The sequence below is a fragment of the Micromonospora cremea genome (assembly GCF_900143515.1).
Classification (GTDB): domain Bacteria; phylum Actinomycetota; class Actinomycetes; order Mycobacteriales; family Micromonosporaceae; genus Micromonospora; species Micromonospora cremea.
Genome location: NZ_FSQT01000002.1, coordinates 1,874,042 through 1,895,813, shown reverse-complemented (window position 1 = coordinate 1,895,813; position 21,772 = coordinate 1,874,042). Strand labels below are relative to the sequence as shown.

Here is a 21,772-nt window from a genome sequence, read left to right as displayed (position 1 = left end):
GGTGTTGTTTGACATGTCGATAGAGTTACGGCGGTCATGGCGGAGGGGAAACGCCCGGTCACATTCCGAACCCGGAAGCTAAGCCCTCCAGCGCCGATGGTACTGCACTCGTGAGGGTGTGGGAGAGTAGGACGCCGCCGGACAAACATTCGTCAGGGCCACCCCATATCTGGGGTGGCCCTGACGCACTTCCATACCCAAAATCGGGACCGATCCGGGACACCGTTCGTGGGCACGCGGATCAGGGCCTCGTTGGAGTCGTCGGCCGGCCAATACTCGCTGGTGACCCTCGAAAGGGACGGACCCCGGTGGAACCGACGATCAGCGACCAATCGGCCGGCCCGTCGCTGGCGATGACCGGGCGACGACGTGCGGTCCAGCTGGCGGTCGCCGCACTGACTCTGTGGGTCGGTGTCGACGTGCTCCGCGCCATCTTCGTGGTGGGCTACTACGAAGAGCGGATCAACGTGGCGACCCACGGAAACGTCGACGTCCTGCCGGCCTGGCCGGCGTACCACCTGATGGCTGACCTGGTGCCGCGCGGCGCGGTGCCCGCGGCGGCCGACCGGTTGTGGATTCTCGGTGCGATGGTCGCGGCCGCGGCCTTCGTCACCTGGCTCCACCAGGCACGGCGCACCGCCGGACGCCTGGGCGGCGGGCTGGCGTGGTCACCCGGCTGGGCGGTGGGCGGGTGGTTCGTTCCGGTCGTCAACCTGTCGATCCCGACGCTCAGGACGGCTTCGGGCCGCAGACGTAGCGGGGCTCCGCGTCGTAGCGCCAGGTGAACTTCTCCCGCTTGACCACCACCCCGCCCTTCTTGATGACCCGGAACGCGTCCTGGGTGAAGCCGTTGATGCCGTTGCTCGGGATGCACGTCGGGCCGGGTTCGAGGTGGATCAGCTTCGGCGTGGTGACGTTGCGGCGCGGGCCGTACTCCGTCTTCACGCTGTCGTAGATCTTGGTGCTCCAGATCGACACGGTGATCGTGCTCGACGTGTAGGAGGTGTCGATGAGCAGGCCGTACTGGGTGTTGTTGCGGAACTTGAAGTCCAGGTTGGGCCAGAAGATGGTCGACTCGATGACTGCCGGGTACCGGTCGAACCAGTACGAGTGCGGCTTGTGCTCGACGTCCTCCAGCCCCGCGTAGTAGGTGGCGTTGAACAACGTGGTGGTGAACTGCGAGGTGCCACCCCCGACCCCCGGCACCAGCTTGCCGTCCAGGATCACCGGCGCGTCCCGGTAGCCCTGCGCGTAGGCGCGCTCGCCGGTGTGCCCGTTCAGCGAGAACGTCTTCCCTGGCAGCACGACCGTGCCGTCCACCTCCTTGGCGATCGTGGCGATGTTCTGGCTGCGCGACGAGGCCATGCCCCCGGTGAACCGGGTGGTGAACGTGGACACCCGCTCCTTGATGCCCAGACCGGCCAGCTTCTCCGCGGTCAGCTCGGGAGGCGTCGGCTTCAGCTCGCCCGTCACCTCGCGGCCGTCCGACTTGGGCAGCACGGCCAGCAGGTCACGGCCCAGGGTGGCGGTGTCCAGCTGCTGCCCGGGCCGCCCGTCGGTGACCTTCGGTCGGCCACCGGAAATGGTCATCGTCGCGTCCTTCGGCGGCACCTCGATGGCGTCCAGGTCGTCGCCGAGCGCCGAGCGCAGCCGCTTGACGTCCACCGCCGGGGTCAGCTTGCCGGCCTTGTCGGCGTTGAACCGCAGGCTCTTCGCGATGGCGGCGGGCGGGATCTTCACCGAACCCTTGTCGGTGCGCACGGTGACCGGTGCGGCTACCGCCGGCTTCGCCAGCTCGGCGACCAGCCGGTCCAACTCCTCGGCGGTGGTCACCGGCTGGCTTTCCACCAGCGGCACGGTGACCGGGGCGCCGGCCAGCCACCCGGCGCGAACGGCGTCGGCGGAGCGCTGCGGGTCGAACGCCAGCCCCGGCTTGGGCTGGACCACCTTCGGCGTGGTGCCCTGGTAGGTGATCGCCGGCATCGTCATCGGGCGGGCCTGGTCGCCGAGCACCTTACGGAGCGCGGCGTCGAGCCGATCCACGTCGACGGTGACGACCGGGTCGACGGTGCGGGAGCCGACCAGCCGGCTGACCGGGTGCGCGTCGGTCTCGGCGGCGGCCGCCACGGTGGCCGCGACGTCGACGGCCAGCCCCACGTCGGTGGGCTTGATCTCGGCCGTGCGCTCCCCGACGGTGACCCGCAGCGGCGCGGCGAGGGCCGCCGCCCGCCGATCCAGCTCCGCCCGCAACTCCCGGTCGGCGTCGGTGCGGCTCCGGCCACCCAGCTCGGTGCCGAGCACGGTGGTGCCGCGGGGAACGTCCCCGGCGTACGCCCAGGCGCCGGCGCCCGCCACGGCGGCGAGCACGCCGCCGGTGACGCCGGCGGCGAGGAGCATCCGTACCCGGCGCGGCCGGCTCCGGCCGCCCTCCGGCTCTCCGGTGGGCACCGTGACCGGCCCCGGCCCGTCGTCCGGCCAGGTGACCGCGGTGACCTGCACGGTGGGCCGGTCGTCGGCGGGTGGACTCTTTTCGCCGTACAGCGTCACTGCAACCTCGATCGCCAGGTGCCGCGGGAGGTCCCCCCTCCCGGAGGACACCTACGGTAACGAATGCCGGGCCGTCCTCGTGGGCTGCGCCCACCCGTGCCGGTATCGCGTGTCGTCCCGGCGTGTCGCGCGGGGCGGGGGGTGGTGCCCGTGTGGGACCGCTGACGTGGCACGGTGACGCTGTGAACACTGCGGAGCGGGTGTTGGCGTACGGCGGCGGGTGGTTGGACCGGGCGGGCGAGTTGCGCACCGATCCGGCCCGGCTGAGCGCACTGCTCACCGATGCGACCACCGTGGTGCTGCCGCTGTGGCGGGACCGCTGTCTCGTCGACGGGAACGGCCCGGTGCGGCTGACCGCGGAGCGGGCGTCTCTCGTCCGGTCCGCCGCCGGCGAGACCGTCTTCCTGGGGCTCGACGGGGACGCCGCCGTTTTCGCCGCGGACCTCTCCGCGCTCAGCGAGCAGTCCGCCGTCGAGATGGCCGGTGTGGCGCGGGCCGTCGACGTACGGGCACTTGTCGGACGGCTCGAGCCGGGAGAGGCAGCCGTCCAGGCGTACGCGCGGGGGTTGCTGCACTGGCACCGGCAGCAGCGGTACTGCGGCGCGTGCGGCGCGCCGGCTGTCGCTGGCGGCGGTGGGCACGTCCGGACGTGCACCGGCGGGGAGTGCGGGCGGCTGCTGTTTCCCCGGATCGAACCGGCGATCATCGTGCTGGTGGAGGCGCCCGACCGGCCGGAGCGCTGCCTCCTGGCCCGGCACGCGGGTGCGCCCGAGGGGTCGTACTCGACGCTGGCCGGCTTCGTCGAGGTCGGCGAGAGCCTGGAGGACGCGGTCCGCCGGGAGATGGCCGAGGAAGCGGGTGTGCCCGTCACCGACGTGACGTACCAGGGGTCGCAGGGGTGGCCGTTCCCCGCCGGCCTGATGGTGGGCTTCCGGGCCACCGCCATGTCCGAGGAGATCCGCGTCGACGGCGTGGAACTACTGGAGGCACGCTGGTTCACCCGGGCGGAACTGCGGGAGCGGGTCGCGGAGGGTCGTCCGCTCGGTCGGGTGGACTCGATCGACCACCAGCTGCTGCACGACTGGCTCGCGGAGGACTGACCCGGTCAGCCCGTCGGCGTCAGGTCCAACCCTGTCAACGGTCCGCATGTCTGGTCAGCTGCGCCCCTGACCGTTAACCTTGGCGCCCATGCCGTCCTCCACCGGTCCGCTGACCGCAGTGAGCTCGCACGTGGCGTCGCTGCTGCCTGATCGGGTCGTGGCGGGAGCCATCCGCGCTGTCTACCCGCGGGTCGAGCCCGAGCTCGCGCGCCTCGCGGAGTTCATGCCGAAAGGCGGCACCGCACTCGACGTCGGCGCCTGGTACGGGCCATGGACCCGACGCATGCGCAAGCTGGCTGACCAGGTTGTCGCCATCGAGCCGAACGACGAGCTTGCGCGGAGCATCGCAAGGGCCTTCCCCGAGGTACGGGTGGTCCGCGCGGTGGCGTCCGACCATGAGGGAAGCGCGGAACTCTATCTGCCGGAGAACGGTCCCGCTGTCGGCACCTCCTCGCTCGAGTACGGCGAGGGCAGCCCGGTGACCGTCCCCTCTGTGACGATCGACGGCCTGGGCCTCAGCGACGTGCGGTTCCTCAAGATCGATGTCGAGGGGCACGAGCTGCCGGCGTTGCGGGGTGCGGCCGAGACGATTCGCCGGGACGGCCCGGTGCTGCTGGTGGAGGTCGAGGAGCGGGTCCAACCGGTTGCGCCGATCATCGATCTGCTGGCCGAGTGGGGTTACCGAGGCTATGTGCTGCCGGAGCGGGAATGGTTGCCGCTCGCTGACTTCGACATCCGTGGCCATCAGCGCGAGGCGATAGCGCGAGTTCACCAGAGCTTCGCGCGACGGGTCGTGCTCCCCCGCCCGCGCTACGTCAACTCGGTCCTGTTCAGACGGGACGTCAGCTGACCCGGTCCGCAAGGTCCTGAGGCCCGACGGGTTCCGGCGACGGCCCTGCCGGAGGGCCGCGACGCCCTGCCGAGGCGCGGACGACCACCGCCAGGGCGAGCGCCGCGGACGCAGCAGCGGCGGTGGCGGTCCACATGATGCCGGCGAAGGTGTGTGGTGCCACGAAGACCGCCACGAGCACGAGCCCGGCCGCCGCCACCCAGAGCGGGACCGACGGCCAGCGGGCGCCGCTCGCGATCTGCGCGTTGATCAGCACGAAGGCCAGAGCATAGAAAGCGCCGGTGGCGGCGAAGAACGGTGCGTATCTGCCGAGAACGGCGTAGTCCTGCCCGCCGGCGAGCCGGAAGGCGAGCCCACCGGCCAGCGCCGAGGCGATGACGAGTGCGGCACCGCACGCCCCGACGACGGCCCAGGCGGCCCGCCGCGTCCGGCCGTCCTGGCGGGCCATCCGGGGCAGGGCCAGCACGGTGACCACCTGCGGCGCCCAGAGCGCCCCCTTGGTGAGCACGGTCCCGACGGAGTACGCGCCGGACTCCGCCGGCGACAGCAACTGCCGGGCCAGGATGAGGTCGGCGTACGACGCGACCAGCATCGCCAGGGTGGCGCTACTGGCCGTCATGACCTGCCTCAGCCCCAGGGCCGGCCCGCTCGCCGGGTGAGCCCCTGCCGCGGCTTGCGCCGCCGTGGCTCCTGACCCGGCGGTCAGCCGCAGGATCGGCAGGGCGACGTAGGAGCAGACGAGACCGGCCAGCAATGACCCGACCAACCCGGCGCCGAGGACGAGCCCGGCGATCACGCCCGCGTAACGTCCGATGGCCAGCACGCCCATGCCCAGCGCCAGGCGCAGGAAACGCTGGTCCCCCTGCAACTCGCCGAGCCACCTGGCGGCCAGGACGACGGGAAGCGTCATGCCCACCAGCAGGGTCACCACCTCGACCGGCAGGTGCAGGGTTGTGACGATCAGTGGAATGGCGGCGACCAGGGTGCCACCGGTGACAGCCGCCGCGGTGAGGGTGACACGCGCGGTCGGTGCCTGCGGGTGACGTGCCCGATGAACGGCGACGGCGGTCTGGAGACCCGCGCCGGCCACGCCGGCGATCGCGACGAGAGCCTGCACGGTCGCCAGTGCTCCGAGGTCGGCGGCGGTGAGGTGGCGGGCGCCGAGCATGGGCACCAGATAGGCCAGCCCGTTTGTCAGGGTGGCCGCGGCCATGACGGCGCTGCCGGTCACCGCCATCCGGCCGGCGTCGGAAACCTGTGCGGTCGTCCCTCTCATGCCGGCCGTCTGACTCCACTTCTCCCCGCCGTCGTGACGAAGGGGTGAGCAACCGTAGGGCGCCCACAGGGTACAGAGGCCGGCGGGGCGGCGTGGAGCGGTAGTAGATCGAGCTGGCCGGTCGACCTGCGCCCGCGGACGGGCTAACGTCTTCCGGCATGACCGGCTCGGGCCGGGTCTCACCATGACCGCCAACCCGGCGTCGATCAGCACACCGTCCCGTCCTGGCCACAAGTAGGAGCCACGCGTGAAGCTCCCTGCTGCCCACCGTGCCGACCTGGCACGATCGGTGCGCCTGTTCCGTGCGTTTCGCGTGGAGCAGACCGATCCCGACTTCTTCTACGGCATGCTCGCGCAGGACACCGTCGACCAACTCCAGACGTACGCCGACCTCACCGGTGCCGTCGTTCTGGACGTCGGAGGCGGTGCGGGCTACTTCGCCGAAGCCCTGACCCGGGCCGGCGCGCGGATCGTCTGCGTGGACTGCGACGCGGGCGAGATGTCCGCGCGAGGTGAGGTCGTACCGGGCGGTGTGATGGGAAGTGCGCTCAACATGCCCGTTCGCACCGGCGGGGTCGACGTCTGCTTCTCCTCCAACGTCCTCGAACACGTGCCGCAGCCGTACGTCATGGCCGACGAGATGCTCCGGGTGACCCGGTCCGGCGGCACGATCTTCCTGTCCTTCACCAACTGGCTCTCGCCCTGGGGCGGCCACGAGACGTCGCCCTGGCACTATCTGGGCGGCCACCGTGCGGCGCAGCGGTATGAACGCAAGCAGGGCCGGCGGCCGAAGAACGTCTTCGGCGAGAGCATGTACGCGGTCTCGGTCGGCGAGATGCTCCGCTGGGCGCGGCAGCAGTCCGAGGCGGAGGTCATCGACATCCTGCCGCGCTACCTGCCAACGTGGGCCAAGGGAGTGGTCCGAGTGCCTGGCGTACGCGAGGTCCTCACCTGGAACCTGGTCCTTGTCCTCCGTAAGCGCTGACCAGCTCGGCCCGAGCCCGGACGTCCCAGAGAGAACCGGATCCGTGCGTGGTCGGCTGCGTCTGCACGTCGCGGCCGCCGTTACCGCGCTTCTCGTGTTGGCGCCCCTGGCCCGGCCGGGCTACGTGCTGCGGTACGACATGGTCTTCGTGCCCCGGCAGCCTCTGCGGTGGGACCTGTTCGCCTCGGGCGACGCACTGCCACGCGCCGTTCCGCAGGACGCGGTGGTCTCCCTGCTCAACCTGGCGGTGCCCGGCTGGCTGCTGCAGCGGATCGCGCTCGTTGCGATCATCTGGTTCGCCGTGGTGGGCGCGGGCCGTCTGGTGCCGGCTCGACGGGAGTTGACCCGCCTCGTCGCGGCCATCGGGTATGCCTGGACGCCGTTCATGGCCGAACGGCTGCTGCTCGGGCAGTGGGGTCTGTTGCTGGCGTACGCCGCGATGCCCTGGCTGGTCCGGGCCGCGATCGGGCTGCGCGAAGGCCGGCGCGGGGCGCTGCCACGGGTCATCGTGGCGGCTGCCGCCGCGGCGATCACTCCCACCGGAGGCCTGTTGGCCCTGACGACGGTTTCGGTTCTTCTCCTGGGCCGCGGCGGTCCCGGTCGCCGTGCGTTCGGCGCGGCGTTCGGTGCCGTCGCCGCGCTCAACCTGCCGTGGCTGGTCGCAGCCGCAGTGACGACCGCCGGTGGCCGTTCGGATCCCGAGGGTGTGGCGGCTTTCGCCGCCCGTGGCGAGAACTGGGGCGGGCCACTCGTTGCGCTCGCCGGCACGGGTGGGATCTGGAATTCGCTGACGGCGCCCGCCAGCCGTGACGCCCCGCTCGTGCCCGCCGTCACGGTCGGGCTGCTCATCCTCGCCACCCTCGGTTATCCGGTGCTGCGCGACCGTTGGCCAGCGGGTGCGGCGGCCCGACTGGGCGTGCTGGCCGTCGGCTCGTTCGCGGTCGCGTCTCTCGCGGCACTACCCGGAGGCGCGGCCGCACTGCGCTGGCTGGTGGCGGAGGTGCCGGGCGCCGGCCTGCTCCGCGACGGACAGAAGCTGCTCGTCCCGTACGACCTCTGTCTGGTGCTGTGTGCCGCGCTTGGTGGGGAACGAATGGCAGTCCGGCTCAAGCACCCCGGGGACCGTCTGGCGCTGGTGGGCCTGGTGCTCCTGCCGGTGGCCGTCCTGCCCGATCTGGCCTACGGCGTGGCCGGCCGGTTGCAGCCGGTCCGGTACCCGCAGGAATGGGGCGTTGTCGCGCGGGCGGTCGCCCAGGAGCCGGGGCCAACCCTCTCGTTGCCGATGAGCATGTACCGGTCGTACCGCTGGAACCACGGCACGGTGGTGATTGATCCGCTGGCACGCTACCTCCCGGTGGAGGTCATCACGGATGACACCCTCATCGTCGGAGGCCGGTCGGTGGCCGGGGAGAGCGGCCGGGTGGCGCAGATCCGCGGGACGCTCGCCGAAGGGCGCTCGTTGGCGGGCAGCGACCTGCGGTGGGTCGTCGTCCAGCATCGATCGGGAGGAACTGTCCCGCCGCAGGTGCTGGAAGGTCTCCAGGTTGTCCACAATGGTCCGGAGTTGACGCTCTACCGGAATCCGACAGCGCCACCGACCGAGACGGAGCGGCACGGCGGGTGGCCCTTGATTCTGGGCCTCTGTTTCGCCCTGGCGCTGCTCCTGCTCGCGATTCTGAGCCTGTTGCGCCGCCCTACCGCGTGGTAACGTGCCGCCACGCATGTCGATGGAGGAGGGTACACAATGCCGAAGCCGCTTACCTTGATGCTGGCCGCGGTGGTCGGTGCGGTGCTGGCGGTGGTGGCGCTGGGTGCCATGACGCAGCAACTCGTCGTTTCGTCAGGCACCGCGGCGAGCACCTCCGAAGACAACGGCAACCCCCAGTACTACGGCGTCAGGTAGCGTTCCGCCGCCGGCCTCGGCCGGCCGTCGGTGACGGTCCGAACGAGGTCGGCGAAACGGTCTCCCGATGCCGACCAGGTGAAGCGGGCGGCGTGCGATTGCGCCGCCTTTCCCATCTCATGACGAAACACGTCGTCGGCCAAGAGGCTCCGTACCTGCGCGACGAAGTCAGCCGTATCGTGGGCGAGTAGGCCGGTTTCCCCGGCGACTATTGCCTCGGTGACGCCCCCCGCGTCGTGAAACGCCACGGTCGGCGTGCCCACTGCTCCCGCCTCGACAATCGTCAAGCCCCATCCCTCTTTCAGCGAGGGGGTCAGGGCCACCCATGTCGAGCAGAGCAGTTCGTGCTTATCCGGCTCCGTCACGAAGCCAGCGAAATGCACCCGATCGCCGATGCCCAGTTTGTCCGCGACGTCGCGTAGTCGCGTTTCCCACCAGCCCTGCCCGGCGACGACCAGTCGCAGGCCCGGAAATTCGGGGGCGAGACGTGCCACCGCTTCCAGGGCAATCTCCACCCGCTTGTGGGGGACGAGCCGGCACAGCACCAAAAGCGAAGGATAAGGGGTACGAGGGGCGGTCTCGGGCGTCAATTCCGGGGTCCCGTTGTACACCACCGTGACGCGACCCGGGTCGACGCCGAGCAATGCCAGCTCGCTGCGGGTGGCGGCCGAGACGGTGACGTAACGGCACCTCCGGTAGACGCGCGTCGCGAAGCTCGACTCGATCCACCACCCGATGCGGGCGCCCCAGGCGCCGAGGACCACCGGCCACTGCTCACGGTGGACGTGGTGCACGAGGATGATGACGGCGCAGCGCGCGTACAGCGGGGAGAGGAAGGGCAACCCGTTGCACACGTCCACGATCAGGTCGGGTCGGCCGAGCGACCGCGCCCGCAACGGGCCGAATCCGGCCAGGCCGGCCAGGTAGACGAGCGCCGCCCGCAGGTAGACGGTGTGTCGACCGCCGCGACGGAGGATCCGTAGGCCGGACTCGGTCGTCTCCTCGTCGGGTGCGCCGGGGTGGCTGGCGCACAACAGCGTCGCGCGGTGCCCGTGCGCTATCAACTCTTCGGCGATGCGCTCGACGTACACCTCCGAGCCGCCGCCTTCCGGATTGCGCGTGTCACGCCAGTTGAGGAACAGTACGTGCCGTCCAGGGCCGTCGAGGGTCTGCACCCGCTGCTCCTACTGCCGAGTAGTGTTCGCGATCGCGCCACCCTAAGGCGCTCGTGTCCGAACCCGCAATGGGTCGACGCGTCGGTCCCTTGTGTGCCAGGCGGCCGGCAGCAGACGGGAGGGGCGAAATGCGCAAGGCATCGCAACCGGCGAGAGAGTCGGCGCCCGGCGGCGCTTCCTCGGCGGTATGGCGATTGCGGGCGGCATCGGTCTGCGTCGCACTCACGGCGTTGGCGTTCCTTCAGGAACCCGGCAAGATCGTGATGGACACCAAGGTCGATCTTGCGACAAATCCCGTCGGATGGCTCGAACGCTCATTGCACGTCTGGAATCCTGCGGGGTCGTTCGGCCAACTGCAGAACCAAACGTACGGTTATCTATGGCCAATGGGGCCATTCTTCGCGGCTGGCGATGCCGTGGGCATGCCCGCATGGGTCGTGCAGCGTCTCTGGTGGGCACTGCTGATGTGCGTCGCCTGCATCGGGGTCATGCAACTGGCCGAGCGGCTGGCCATCGGCACGCCCGCCGCCCGGATCATCGCGGGGGTCGCGTTCGCGCTCTCCCCTCGGATGATCACCGAACTCGGCCCCATCTCGGTCGAGGCATGGCCCAGCGCCATCGCCCCCTGGGTGCTCGTACCCCTGGTCGGGCTGGCCCACGGCTCCTCGCTGCGTCGTGCCGTCGCCTGGTCCGCACTGGCCGTGGCTTGCGCCGGCGGCGTCAACGCCACAGCCGTGCTCGCGGTCGTACCGCTGGCGGTGCTCTGGCTGGCCACGCTGCGGCCGATGCGGCGTCGCCTCGTCGCGATCGGCGCGTGGGGCGTGGCGGTCGCCGCCGCGACCGCCTGGTGGTTGGTCCCGTTGCTGGTGCTCGGCCGGTACAGCCCGCCATTCCTCGACTACATCGAGACGGCCCCCGTGACCACCCGGGTGACCGATCTGACGACGACGATGCGCGGGGCATCGCACTGGCTCGCCTACGGTCGGTCGTGGGACGCCGGTGCCCAGCTCGCACTCGACGGCCCATTGATCATCGCCACCATGGTGGTCGCCGGTCTGGGTCTCGCCGGCCTCGCCCGAAGCGGAATGCCGCACCGGCGCTTCCTCGTCACCGGCCTGCTCGTCGGCGTCGCCCTGGTCGGAATGGGGCACGTCGCCGCCGTCGACGGGCTCTTCGCCGAGTCGCAACGGTCCTTCCTCGACGGTGCCGGAGCGCCGTTGCGCAACGTGCACAAGTTCGACGTGGTGGTGCGGCTGCCGCTGATCCTCGGCACGGCCCACCTGCTCGGCGTGTTGGCCCGTACCGCCGCGATGACCGGTCGCCGATGGCACTCGGCGCGAAAGCGGGCGATCGTGGTGAAGGTCGTGGCGCTGACCGGGATCGCCGCCATCGCGAGCCCCGCCCTCGCCGGCCAACTGCCGATCAAGGGCAGTTTCGACAGCGTGCCCGGCTACTGGCAGGCCGCCGGCAGCTGGCTGGACGCCAACCTCGGGCGCGACCGCGTCCTGGTGGCACCGGCCGCGCGCTTTCCGAACTACCGCTGGGGCGGCCCGGCCGACGAGATCACTCAGCCGCTGCTGAAGAGCTCATGGGCGGTGCGCAACTCGATCCCGCTCACCCCGCCGACGACGATCCGGCTCCTCGACGCGTTCGAATCGGTGCTGGCCACCGGCGCCGGCTCGGACGGTCTGACCGATCTGCTCGCCCGTTCCGGAGTGCGGTACGTCCTGCTCCGGTCGGACCTCAACTACGGGGAATCCCGTGCCGCCCGCCCCGTGCAGGTTCGGCAGGCCCTCGGCCGCTCCCCGGGGCTGCGGCTGGTCGCCGCCTTCGGCCCGATGGTCGGCGGGGGCCAGGCCTTCGGTGGCTACCGCGACCAGGGCCTGGACGTGCCCACCCGGGCACTGGAGGTGTACGAGGTCCAACAGGTGGTGCAACCGGTCGTCGCGTACGACGCCACGGCGATCTCGACGGTGGTCGGCGGACCCGAGTCACTGCTGGACATCGCCGCGGCCCGAAGGCTCAACGGGGCGCCCACGGTGCTCGCCGGTGACCTGCCGAACGGTCAGGCCCTGGGGCCGGTGCTGCTGACCGACGGTATGCGGCGTCGGGAGGTGACCTTCGGACTGCTGCACGACAACGCGTCGGCCACCACCGAAGCTGACCAGCGATCCCTGCTCAGTGGGGTCGCGCGAGACTACCTGCCGCCCTGGGGGGACGAGTACTCCACGGTGACGCGGTACGCCGGGATCAGTGGCGTCACCGCGTCCAGCTCCTGGGCTCAGCCGCACCCGCTGACCGGATCCCGTCCCGCCCACCACCCGTACGCGGCGGTCGACGGCGACCCGTCCACCTCCTGGCGTACCGCCCCAAGTGCCCCCACCCGTCAGTGGCTGGAGGTCGAACTCGCCGAGCCCATGAAGATCTCGGACGTGCGGTTGCGTTTCGACACGGAGGCGGACGCGCTGCCCACGAAGGTGACCGTGCGCAGCGGCGCGGAGCGGGTCACCGTCGACTCCTTCGACCCGACGCTGACCGTGCGGCTTCCCGGAGTGCACTCCAGCACCCGGATCAGGGTCACCATCGAATCGGCGTTGCCGGTCCGCACCGGGCAGGGTCGGGTCGGCATCGCGGAGCTGGAGATCCCCGGGGTGCAGGCGACGCGGACGCTGGTCACACCCCAGGGGCCGGCCACCACGCAGCCCGCGACGGTGGTGCTCACCTCGTCGCCGACCACCGACTCCTGCTTCTTCGTCGACGACGTGCCGCGCTGCGGCTCGGGCGTGGGCCGAGCGTCGGAGGACGGTGGGCAGCTCGACCGGACGGTGGTCCTGCCGGCCGGTGCGTCGTACACCCCGGCGATCTGGGCCCGACCGAAGGCCGGACCGCAGCTCAACGCGCTGCTCGACGCGGAGGTGGCGAAGTCGTGGCCGCTGACGTTGGCGCCCCGGGTCACCGCCTCGTCGACCGCGGTGCCCGACCCGGCGGCCCGTCCCGGCGCCGTCCTCGACGGTGACCCGGCAACGGCCTGGCTGCCCGCGTCGGAGGACGAGGCCCCGTGGCTGAAACTCAACTGGCTCACCACTCGCACGATCAACGGGTTGCGGTTGTCGTCGGCGGACTCGGTCGCCCGGGCACGCCCGTGGCGAGTCACCGTCATCGGCGATGGCGGTGTGCGCGGAGGCACGGTCGGCAAGGACGGCCTGCTCAGGTTCGACCGGCCGCTGCGCACCGACGAGGTCACGATCCTCTTCCGCGCGTCCACGTCGGTGAAGAGCTTCGACCCGTACAAGGGCAGGTCGGAGCGGCTGCCGCTGGGTATCGGCGAGGTGAGCACCCTGCCCGCCGGCCCGCCGATCGCGGTGAATCTCGACGAGCGCGTGACGTTGCCGTGCGGCAGCGGACCAACGCTTCAGGTCGCCGGCAAGCAGATGCGGACGGCCGTCACGGCAAGCCGCCGGGAGCTGCTGGAGCTCAGGGAGGTACGAGCCACGGCGTGCGGCGAGAAGGTGTCGAAGCCACTGGAGCTGCCTGCCGGCGAGCTGCGGGTGGTCGCCTCCGGGAGTGATCTGACCACACCGACCAGGCTCGTTCTGGACCCGGCCGGCCGCACCGGCCCGACCGCCACGCCGAGCCCCGTACGCATCGTCGACTGGTCGGCGACGGAGCGACGGCTGCATGTCGCCGCGAACCCGGGCGGCACCGTCCTCGCGGTGCGGGAGAACGAGAATCCTGGCTGGCAGGCAACCGTGGCGGGACAGAAGCTGACGCCCATCACCGTCGACGGGTGGCAGCAGGGGTGGCTGCTGCCACCCGGTCTGGGCGGCGACGTCGTACTCCGTTTCACGCCGGACCGGACCTACCGGGCTGGCCTGGTGGCGGGCGCGGTGCTGCTCGGGGTCGTCCTGCTGCTCGCGGTGCTGCCAACCCGCCGGCCGCCGAGGCCACTCGCCGCCGCGCCGGGACGACGCCGGCGAGAGTGGCTGCTACCCGGCGTTGTCGGCGCTGCGGCACTGCTGACCGTCGGCGGAATCTGGGCGGTCGTCCTGGCCACCGTTGGTGCGTTGGTGCTGGTCGCCCTCGGGGTGCTCGCGCCGCACCTGCACCGCAGTGAGCTGCGCAGACTTCGTCGGATCAGCCGATTGGTGGCATGGCTGCTCCCGGTCCTCTGCTTCGGTGTGGCGGGGTGGATCTCGCTCGTCGATCCCCTCCATCACACATCCGCAGCGCCTCAGCTGGCGGCGCTGGCCGCGCTCACCGCTCTCTGGTGCTCGGTCGCCCTGCCCGCGCGGCGTCTCGCGGTCGCCGATCCCCAGCGCAGCACCGGTCGCTCGACGACGTAGTAGCTGACCGCCGCCATCGCGATCGCCCCGCCGAGGGTGAGCGCGTAGATCCGCAACGGGTTGCCGGTGAAGTAGGTGCGATCCTCGACCCGGTAGATCAGGTCGAGCACCAGCGGATGCCAGAGGAACATTCCATACGAGAGCGTGCCGAGCCACCGGATCGGTGCGCTACCGAGAGCCAGTGAGATCAGCGTGGTGGGGCCGAACACGAGGGGGATCATGACCATCACCGCGACGCCGAGGTAGAGCCCCATCTGCGTCGCGAACTGCCCGGCCGTCGGGGCGGCGAGGCCACGCGGCCCGGTGACCGGCGTGCTGGCCACCGCGAGTAGCCCGAGCGCGATGCCCCAGCAGGCCAGTGGCGCGGAGCCGAGCTGATCGATGACCTGCCACGAGCGGGGCGCCGTCGACGTCCGAAGGGCCACATGGACCGCGGCGATGACGATGCCCGCGGCGAACCACAGCGCGTACGACGGGAGCCACATGATGTGCAGGCCGGTGTCCAGGAGACCTGTGCCCATCGCGGCGATCCAGCCCACCGTGATCACCAGCCCGGCGCCGGCGAGCGTCACCGTCCGGGCGGGCCGCCACCGCTTCCCCAGGAGTGCCGCCGCCGCGAACGGCAGCAGCAGGTAGAAGAGCACCTCCGTGGCGAGGCTCCAGGTCTGGCCGAGCCCGCGCCTGATCTGGGCGTGCTCGTAGATCTGGGTGAATGTGAGGTGCCGCAACCAGTCGCCCAACGGAGCGACGCCGCCCTCCGGGAGCACCGTGAGGCAGACGATGACGGCGAGCCAGTACGCCGGCAGGATGCGTATGGCGCGCTTCCAGTAGAAGCGCCGGGCACCTGGCGTGGTGGAACCGGTAGCGGCCGCGCGTGCCCAGGGGCGAAAGAGCAAGAAACCCGAAAGCACGAAGAAGAGCGCGACCGCGAAATCCATCATGGCGACCCAGCCGCCCCAGCTTTCCCGGGTGGTGACGCCCGTGATGAATCCGACGTGTTGGGCAATCACCGCGGCCGCACCGATTACCCGCACCCCGTCGAGGGCCGGTAGACGCGGAAGCGCGGGGGCTGAGGAGGCAGCAAACATCAAGCTTCCCGGGGGTCGCGGAGAGAGGTGACTGGAGAGTAACGTGCCGCCATGCCAGAGGCGTCCTGCCGTGACGTCGATGTCTTCAGCGTATGGCTGGCTGGTGCCTTTTCGCCTTGTCAATGAAGGAGGAGCAGTGAAGAGGATTGTCGGCGCCATGCTGTTTGGCCTTGGCGTCCTGCTGGTCGTCGCCGCTGTGGGGCTGCCACTTTACGTCGCACCCGCGGTCAGTCAACTGCCGTACGACCTGGAGCGTTCGGAGTCCGTGGCAGAGTCGGCCAACGCCGAGTTCCTCCAGATCAAGGCAGGCGCGGCGAACGTCGAGCGGGGCGGCCTGCGGTCGACTGTGGAGGTGGTCCCGCAGCCGAAGATCACCGACGAGAAGATGACTGGTGACCTCGAGGGCAAGACGGTCGTCTGGGACGTGTTCCAGTCCGTCCGGCGCATCGACAACAACGAGATCATCAGCGAGTACAGCACGCAACTCGCCATTGACCGTGTCAGCGGTGCGGCCGCCAAGTGGGATCCTGCCTGGCTCGAGGACGGAACGGACCAACCCGCGAATTACGCGGGCCAGGTCTACAAGTTCCCGTTCGGCACCGAGAAGAAGGACTATCCGGTCTACGACCGTGAGATTCGCAAGACGGTCCCGGCGCAGTTCAAAGAGGTCACCGAGGTGCGCGGGGTCCAGGCCTACCGCTTCGAGCAGACGGTCCCCGAGGCCCAGTTGGTGCTGGCCGAGAGCAACCTGAAGCTGCTGCTCGCGCGCTTCGCTCCCGAGGCCACGACCGCCCGGCTCATGTACACCAACACGCGCAGCTTCTGGGTGGAGCCCGTCACCGGCTCGTACGTGGACGTCCGCGACCAGCCGCGCAAGGTGCTGGTGCCGGACGTGGGCCAGCCGACCGTGCTGCTGAACGCCGACTTCCGCTACAACGAGGCGACGGTGATCGCCAGTGCCGAGCGTGCCGCGGACAACGCCGCGTCCATCCAGCTCGTGCGCCTGTGGGGGCCCATCACCCTCGGGGTGCTCGGTCTGCTGGCGATCGTCGGCGGCGCATGGCTGGCGATGCGCGGCGCCGGGAGGCGTGCGGCCGTCGAGCCGGTCGAGGAAGAGCGGGCCGGCAGCCACCGGGCCGACGAGGATGGCAAGGACGCCGAGCCGGAAGCGCCGACGGCAGACGCGCCGACGGTGGAAGCGCCGTCAGCCGACTCGACCGAACGGACGGTGCCCGATCAACGGTCGTCGGCCGAGCGCCCTGCGGCGCGCTGAACCCTGACGTACCAGTTCGGTGGGCCCGGTTCGCCGGGCCCACCGAACTGCTTTTCACCGCTTGACGGCCAGCACCACGAGGATCGAGGCGAGAGACGGTCGCCGGCACATGGCCGCGTCCAACCAGGCCATGCTCGACGGGACCCCGTGGAACCCCGCGCCCCGCAGTGTGACTGGCTCGAACCCTTCGCGACGCAGCAGGTCGAGCAGCGCGGTGCGGTTGAACAGGCGTAGATGCCCGACCGGCATGGTGTCGGTCTTGAGGCGACGCAGTGGCCCAGCGCCCACCTCGGTCGACCGGGTGGAGGTCTCGTAGAAGATCGGCTGGACTCCGGCCAGGAAGAGCGCCCGGTTGTACCAGGCCTGCAGGTTCGGCGTGGTGATGACGAGGTGGCCGCCCGGGCGGAGCACGCGCGCGCACTCCTCCAGCAGGTGGTCGGGGTCGTACAGGTGCTCGAGCACCTCACCCGCGTGCACCAGGTCGATCGAGGCGTCCGGGAAGGGTAGGCCGTCGCCGAGGTCGCAGCGGTGGAACTCGTACGGCAGTTCGGCCGCCCGGGCGAGTTGGTGCTCCGAGTAGTCGATCCCGATCCAACGGATGTCCCGGTCGGGGGCACTGGAAGCGAGATGGGCCAGGAAACTGCCGTCGCCGCATCCGACATCGAGGACGGCGGTCTGCGCTGCCGGGTCGGCGGCTATCGCGGCGAAGATCAGGTCGGTCGCGACGTGCTGGCGTTGCCGCAACGGGGGTGACTGGCTGCCCCAGCCCTGCGGGCCGTAGTAATCGATCAGCGGCACGCCGCAGAGCATAGCCATCCAGCTGTGGCAGAGGGGGGCCGCGCGGTACCGGATCGGTCCCGCGTGCCTGCGTACTTTACATTCGTTACGTGATTGTAATCGGTCGATGCGTCAGTGACTCTCTGTTGTCTGACCATGGGTTAAGGGCGGATTTGTTACTGATTCGGCTGCTCTTGGCCGTGAATTCATTGACCCATCGTGACGCCGTGCTGCCGCTCGATCAACCGCCTGTTACTGCCGGGTAATCAGGGGGTTGTGAGCTGCACCGCGACGGGTGCACGATCAGGCTCGATCGTTACCCGCCGGTAACAGGTGACGGGCCCGGTGCGGGCCGCCAGTCCGGAACCGGCCACCCGCGCGCATCCGCCTGAGGAGGAACCCGTGCAGGATCGGTTTGACAATCAGGGCCGTACCCGGTGGCGGCGGTTCGCCGCCATGATGGTGCCCGCCACGGCCGCCGCCGGCGCCATCCTGTTCGGGATGTCGACCGGCGCGATCGCCTCCGACATCACCGTGTCCGGACAGACGTTCAAGATTGGCGCCGAGCGCCTCGAGGGCGACGGCTTCAAGCAGTACGGCGGCATCGTCCGGGAGAAGGGCAAGGACGGCAAGGCCGGCGAGGTCCACCCGATCGCCCTCTCCGAGATCAGCAGCGCCGAGCTGTACAGCCTTTGCCAGTCCGTCCGCGCCGACCTGCCCGGCCTGCCGGTGGTGCTCACCATCAACGCCGGTGAGGGCAAGGACCCCGCCCGGGCCAAGGACCTGCTGATCGCGATGGACTCGTTGAACGGCAACGCGACGTTCACCAACATCAAGATCGGTCGGGACGCGACCGACCTGAACCCGACGGCGAAGGCCGGTTCGTTCGGTCAGAACTCCGACCACATCACCATCACCAACCTCCGGCAGGTGTCGCGGTACACCACGGCGGCCACCTTCAACCTGGTCGGACTCCGGCTGAAGGTCAACGTGGGCGACGACGCCAAGGACAAGGAGTGCTTCTGAGCTGAGGCGTGGCCCGCGGTGGCCGACCGCGGCGGGCCACGTCCGTGTCCCCGTCCCCGCTCCGCCAGGAGGAGTACGTGACAACCGACAACCCGTCCCACGCCCGGCCCGGCGATCCGGCTCAGGCGTGGCGGATCTTCCGCCGCTGGCAGCGGAGCCGACCGTTCTGGGGCGGTATGTTCACCGTCCTGGCCGGGGTGGAGATGTTCGCCTCCACCCGGATGACGCTGAACGGCCTGAGCTTCCACAGCGGAGCCACCGGCCTGCTCTCGCTGCTGATCCCGGTCATCCTGGTGACCTGTGGCCTGCTGCTCTGGCTCAGCCCGGCGCAGCGGCTCTTCTACTCGGTCGTCACGGCCGTCACCACCGTCTACTCACTGATCGGGCTCAACCTCGGCGGCTTCTTCGTCGGTCTGCTGCTCGGCATGGTCGGCAGCGCACTCGCCTTCGCCTGGACGCCCACCCGACCGGCTCCGCCCGCCGCCGAACAGTCCGATGCGGAGCAGTCCGATGCGGAGCAGTCCGACGCCGAGCAGGCCGATGCGGAGCGGTTCGACGTGGAACAGGACGGAGTCGAGCAGGCCGACGTCGAGCCGGTCGACCCGGAGCCGGTCGACCCGGAGCGGGCCGGAGCGGAGCGGGCCGGCGGGGCCCACGCACGGCTGGATCAGTCGACGGCCACTGCTGTGCCGGCGCCAACCAGCGCCTCGACCAGGCCGGCCGACGCCGGGGCGCCGCCCGAGTGGCCGGGACGCTCCATTGATCCGCGTACCTTCGGCGTCGCCCTGGTGCTGCTCGGCCTCGCCGCCGCCGGACTGGCCACCCAGCCCCGACCCGTGCAGGCGGCCCCGAGCCGGCCCACCACGACCGCCTGTCCCACCCCGTCCCGGGCCGTCACCCCGTCGCCGAGCCGGAGCGGGCCCACGGCGACACCGACGGCCAGCCCGAGCCCGGAGCCGGAGCGCAGCTCGGACGGCAACCTGATCACCGACATTCTGGACGGGATCGGGGACCTCTTCACCGGCGGACGCGGGAAGGACACCGCGACCCCGTCGGCGAGCCCGACCGCCACGCCGTCGGCGAGCCCGACCGGCACGCCGACGGCGAAGCCGACCGGGCCGTCCCGCCCGGGGGCCACCGCGTGCCCGCCGTCGACTCCGGGCCGACCGGGCAAGCCGGGCACCGTGGAACCGGGCAAGCCGTTGCCGCGCATCGCAGCCGATCCAGGCCTGCCGAAGGTGGCGCAGACGCCGTCCAAGCTCACCGGGTCCTCGGTGACCATGACCGGGCTACGGTTCGAAGGGATCACTGAGCTGCAGTCCGAGAAGGGCTACCTCGAGGTGCTGAAGTTCAGCATGCGGGAGGCGGTGACCGACGACTTCCTGCTGCGCGCGGACGGTCCCGACGGGCGCAGCCAGCGGTACGCGACCGACCGGCTCACCGTGCGCGGTGACGTGGCCTTCTATGCCACCCGGTTCGTCGGCAAGCTGCTCGGTGTCAAGCTGACTCTGACTCCGGACCTGCCGTTGCCGGGCGGCATCCCGGTCACCCTGCCCTTCTCGATCACGTTCACCGAGCCCGTCATGGACCTGGCGTACATCAGCAGTGACACGCTGACCGCCCGGCCGACGCTGGCACTGAGCCTCGGCTGAGCGGACCGGAGCCGCACCGCCCCTCGCCGGACGTCGTACCGGCGAGGGGCGGTGACGGGTCAGAGTCGGGCCAGCGCCTTGCGCAACGGGTCGAGGCCCAGTGCGCCCAGGTCCAACGCCTGCCGGTGGAACTCCCGCAGGTCGAAGTCCGCGCCCTTGCGGGCCTTGGCGTCCTCGCGGGCCTGGAGCCAGATCCGCTCACCGACCTTGTACGAGGGCGCCTGCCCCGGCCAGCCCAGGTAGCGGTTCAGCTCGAAGCGCAGGTTCTCGTCCGGCACCCGGCAGTGGGCCCGCATGAACTCCCAGCCCAGCTCCGGCGTCCACCGCTCGCCCGGGTGGAAGCCGAACGGGTTGTCCTTCGGGATCTCCAGCTCCAGGTGCATGCCGATGTCGACGATCACCCGGGCCGCGCGCATCGCCTGGCCGTCGAGCATGCCCAGCTTGTCGCCCGGGTCCTCCAGGTAGCCCAGTTCGTCCATCAGCCGCTCCGAGTAGAGCGCCCACCCCTCGCCGTGCCCGGAGACCCAGCAGAGCAGCCGCTGCCAGCGGTTGAGCAGGTCGGCGCGGACCGCGGTCTGCGCCACCTGGAGGTGATGACCGGGCACGCCCTCGTGGTAGACCGTGGTCACCTCCCGCCAGGTGGAGAAGTCGGTGATGCCCTGCGGCACGGCCCACCACATGCGACCCGGGCGGGAGAAGTCCTCGCTCGGCCCGGTGTAGTAGATGGCGCCGTCGCTGGTCGGAGCGAGGCAGCACTCGATCCGGCGGACCTGCTCCGGGATGTCGAAGTGGGTGCCGTGCAGCTCACTGATCGCCTTGTCGGCGAGCGCCTGCATCCAGTCCCGGAACGCCTCCTTGCCCTGGATGGTCCGCGCCGGGTCGGCGTCCAGCGCGGCCACGGCCTCGTCGACACTGGCGCCGGGACCCGCGATGCGCCCGGCGACGACTCGCATCTCCGCCTCCAGGCGGGCCAACTCCGCGAAGCCCCAGGCGTACGTCTCGTCCAGGTCGACCTTGGCGCCGAGGAAGTACTGCGAGGCGAGTTCGTAGCGTTCCCGCCCGGCGGCCTGCTTGTCCCGCCCGTGCGGCGCCAGTTCGGCGCGCAGGAACTGGCCGAACTCCGCGGTCGCCGCGGTGGCCGCCGCCGCGCCCCGGCGCAGCTCGGCGCCGAGCGTGCCGTCCGCGCCCAGTCGCTCGACCAGCCCGTGAAAGAAGTTGTCCCCGGTCGGGTCGGTCCAGATGTCGCACTGCTTGGCCACCTCGACCAGCTGCACCTTCGAGCTGACCTGGCCGGCGGCGAGCGCCTCGCGCAGGGTGGTCTTGTAACCCTCCAGCGCGCCGGCGAAGCCGTTGAGTCGGGCCGCGATGTTGGCCTGCTCGTCGGCCGTCGTGGTCGGCATCAGGTCGAACACCATGCGGATCTCGTGCAGCCCGCTCTCGATCACGCTGATTTCGCTCGTCGTCTCGCCGGCCTCGTACCGGGCCAGGTCCAGGCCGAGCCGTTCCTGCATGGCCTCCTTGGCGGTCCGTTCCGCCTCGGTGTCCGGCTCGGTCACCTCCAGCTCGGAGAGCGTCCGGCGGGTCAGCTCTGCGCGTGCCCGGTAACCCTCGGGTGAGAGGTCGTCCAGTTGGTCGTCATGGCCGGCGATGCCGACGTAGGTGGCGCCGGTCGGGCTCAACGGCGCCCATTCGGCCACGTAGCGGTTGGCGAGTTCATCGATTCGTCCCACGGTGCGACCCTACGTGACCAACCCGCCCCGGTGTCGACGACGTTTGT

At 70.7% G+C, this 21,772-nt stretch carries 16 protein-coding genes and 1 rRNA gene; 11 read left to right on the top strand and 6 right to left on the bottom strand.

Features of this window, described 5'->3' with window-relative positions; translation table 11 throughout:
• Positions 1 to 26: 26 nt before the first annotated feature.
• Both rrf and BUS84_RS22225 read left to right on the top strand, forming a co-directional pair.
• Positions 27 to 143 (top strand): 5S ribosomal RNA (gene rrf, locus BUS84_RS22230).
• A gap of 165 nt (positions 144 to 308) precedes the next feature.
• Positions 309 to 785, top strand: a complete 477-nt coding sequence (locus BUS84_RS22225; RefSeq protein WP_074315275.1) for a DUF4328 domain-containing protein — start codon at positions 309 to 311, stop codon at positions 783 to 785.
• On the opposite strand, the gene BUS84_RS22220 is transcribed toward BUS84_RS22225, so the two are convergent.
• Positions 730 to 2,547 (bottom strand): VanW family protein, encoded by a 1,818-nt coding sequence (locus tag BUS84_RS22220; protein ID WP_074315274.1) that lies wholly within the window; start codon positions 2,545 to 2,547, stop codon positions 730 to 732. The two genes, BUS84_RS22225 and BUS84_RS22220, sit on opposite strands and share 56 nt — an antisense overlap.
• A gap of 182 nt (positions 2,548 to 2,729) precedes the next feature.
• Here BUS84_RS22220 and nudC point away from each other — a divergent pair, with 182 nt between their 5' ends.
• Both nudC and BUS84_RS22210 read left to right on the top strand, forming a co-directional pair.
• Positions 2,730 to 3,647, top strand: a complete 918-nt coding sequence (gene nudC, locus BUS84_RS22215; RefSeq protein WP_074315272.1) for an NAD(+) diphosphatase — start codon at positions 2,730 to 2,732, stop codon at positions 3,645 to 3,647.
• Positions 3,648 to 3,735: 88 nt separating this feature from the next.
• Entirely contained in the window at positions 3,736 to 4,497 is a 762-nt protein-coding gene (locus BUS84_RS22210; protein ID WP_208869717.1) for an FkbM family methyltransferase, read from the top strand.
• On the opposite strand, the gene BUS84_RS22205 is transcribed toward BUS84_RS22210, so the two are convergent.
• Entirely contained in the window at positions 4,490 to 5,773 is a 1,284-nt protein-coding gene (locus BUS84_RS22205; protein WP_208869716.1) for an MATE family efflux transporter, read from the bottom strand. The two genes, BUS84_RS22210 and BUS84_RS22205, sit on opposite strands and share 8 nt — an antisense overlap.
• 247 nt (positions 5,774 to 6,020) lie before the next feature.
• Here BUS84_RS22205 and BUS84_RS22200 point away from each other — a divergent pair, with 247 nt between their 5' ends.
• From BUS84_RS22200 to BUS84_RS38325, 3 genes are all read left to right on the top strand, one after another.
• Positions 6,021 to 6,758: a methyltransferase domain-containing protein gene (locus BUS84_RS22200; protein ID WP_074315268.1), complete on the top strand. Its 738-nt coding sequence runs from the start codon at positions 6,021 to 6,023 to the stop codon at positions 6,756 to 6,758.
• Positions 6,759 to 6,852: 94 nt separating this feature from the next.
• Positions 6,853 to 8,466 (top strand): MmpA family trehalose lipid delivery protein, encoded by a 1,614-nt coding sequence (locus BUS84_RS22195; RefSeq protein WP_342198462.1) that lies wholly within the window; start codon positions 6,853 to 6,855, stop codon positions 8,464 to 8,466.
• Between the two features lie 36 nt (positions 8,467 to 8,502).
• Positions 8,503 to 8,661 (top strand): hypothetical protein, encoded by a 159-nt coding sequence (locus BUS84_RS38325; RefSeq protein WP_159451060.1) that lies wholly within the window; start codon positions 8,503 to 8,505, stop codon positions 8,659 to 8,661.
• Here BUS84_RS38325 and BUS84_RS22190 read toward each other — a convergent pair.
• The gene (locus BUS84_RS22190; protein WP_074315264.1) at positions 8,646 to 9,836 is read right to left on the bottom strand and encodes a glycosyltransferase family 4 protein; all 1,191 of its coding nucleotides are present in this window, start codon (positions 9,834 to 9,836) and stop codon (positions 8,646 to 8,648) included. The two genes, BUS84_RS38325 and BUS84_RS22190, sit on opposite strands and share 16 nt — an antisense overlap.
• Positions 9,837 to 9,904: 68 nt before the next feature.
• Here BUS84_RS22190 and BUS84_RS22185 point away from each other — a divergent pair, with 68 nt between their 5' ends.
• Positions 9,905 to 14,179 carry an alpha-(1->3)-arabinofuranosyltransferase domain-containing protein gene (locus tag BUS84_RS22185; protein WP_084757552.1) on the top strand — a complete coding sequence of 1,425 codons (4,275 nt, stop codon included), beginning with the start codon at positions 9,905 to 9,907 and terminating at the stop codon, positions 14,177 to 14,179.
• On the opposite strand, the gene BUS84_RS22180 is transcribed toward BUS84_RS22185, so the two are convergent.
• Positions 14,068 to 15,267 (bottom strand): acyltransferase family protein, encoded by a 1,200-nt coding sequence (locus tag BUS84_RS22180; RefSeq protein ID WP_074315260.1) that lies wholly within the window; start codon positions 15,265 to 15,267, stop codon positions 14,068 to 14,070. The two genes, BUS84_RS22185 and BUS84_RS22180, sit on opposite strands and share 112 nt — an antisense overlap.
• 136 nt (positions 15,268 to 15,403) lie before the next feature.
• Here BUS84_RS22180 and pgfA point away from each other — a divergent pair, with 136 nt between their 5' ends.
• Positions 15,404 to 16,540, top strand: a complete 1,137-nt coding sequence (gene pgfA, locus BUS84_RS22175) for a cell envelope lipid trafficking protein PgfA (protein WP_084757551.1) — start codon at positions 15,404 to 15,406, stop codon at positions 16,538 to 16,540.
• Positions 16,541 to 16,594: 54 nt separating this feature from the next.
• On the opposite strand, the gene BUS84_RS22170 is transcribed toward pgfA, so the two are convergent.
• On the bottom strand, positions 16,595 to 17,338 hold the full coding sequence (locus BUS84_RS22170) for a class I SAM-dependent methyltransferase (protein ID WP_159451058.1): 744 nt from the start codon (positions 17,336 to 17,338) through the stop codon (positions 16,595 to 16,597).
• Positions 17,339 to 17,719: 381 nt separating this feature from the next.
• Between BUS84_RS22170 and BUS84_RS22165 the strand changes: the two genes are divergently transcribed.
• Positions 17,720 to 18,343, top strand: coding sequence for a DUF6230 family protein (locus BUS84_RS22165; RefSeq protein WP_074319006.1), 624 nt, complete (start codon positions 17,720 to 17,722; stop codon positions 18,341 to 18,343).
• A 77-nt stretch (positions 18,344 to 18,420) separates the two neighbouring features.
• Complete coding sequence (locus tag BUS84_RS22160) at positions 18,421 to 19,995, top strand: DUF6114 domain-containing protein (protein ID WP_074319005.1); 1,575 nt, start codon at positions 18,421 to 18,423, stop codon at positions 19,993 to 19,995.
• Between the two features lie 59 nt (positions 19,996 to 20,054).
• Here BUS84_RS22160 and BUS84_RS22155 read toward each other — a convergent pair whose 3' ends face one another.
• A complete protein-coding gene (locus BUS84_RS22155) occupies positions 20,055 to 21,725 on the bottom strand; it encodes a DUF885 domain-containing protein (protein WP_074315253.1) in 1,671 nt (556 codons plus the stop codon).
• Positions 21,726 to 21,772 lie beyond the last annotated feature (47 nt).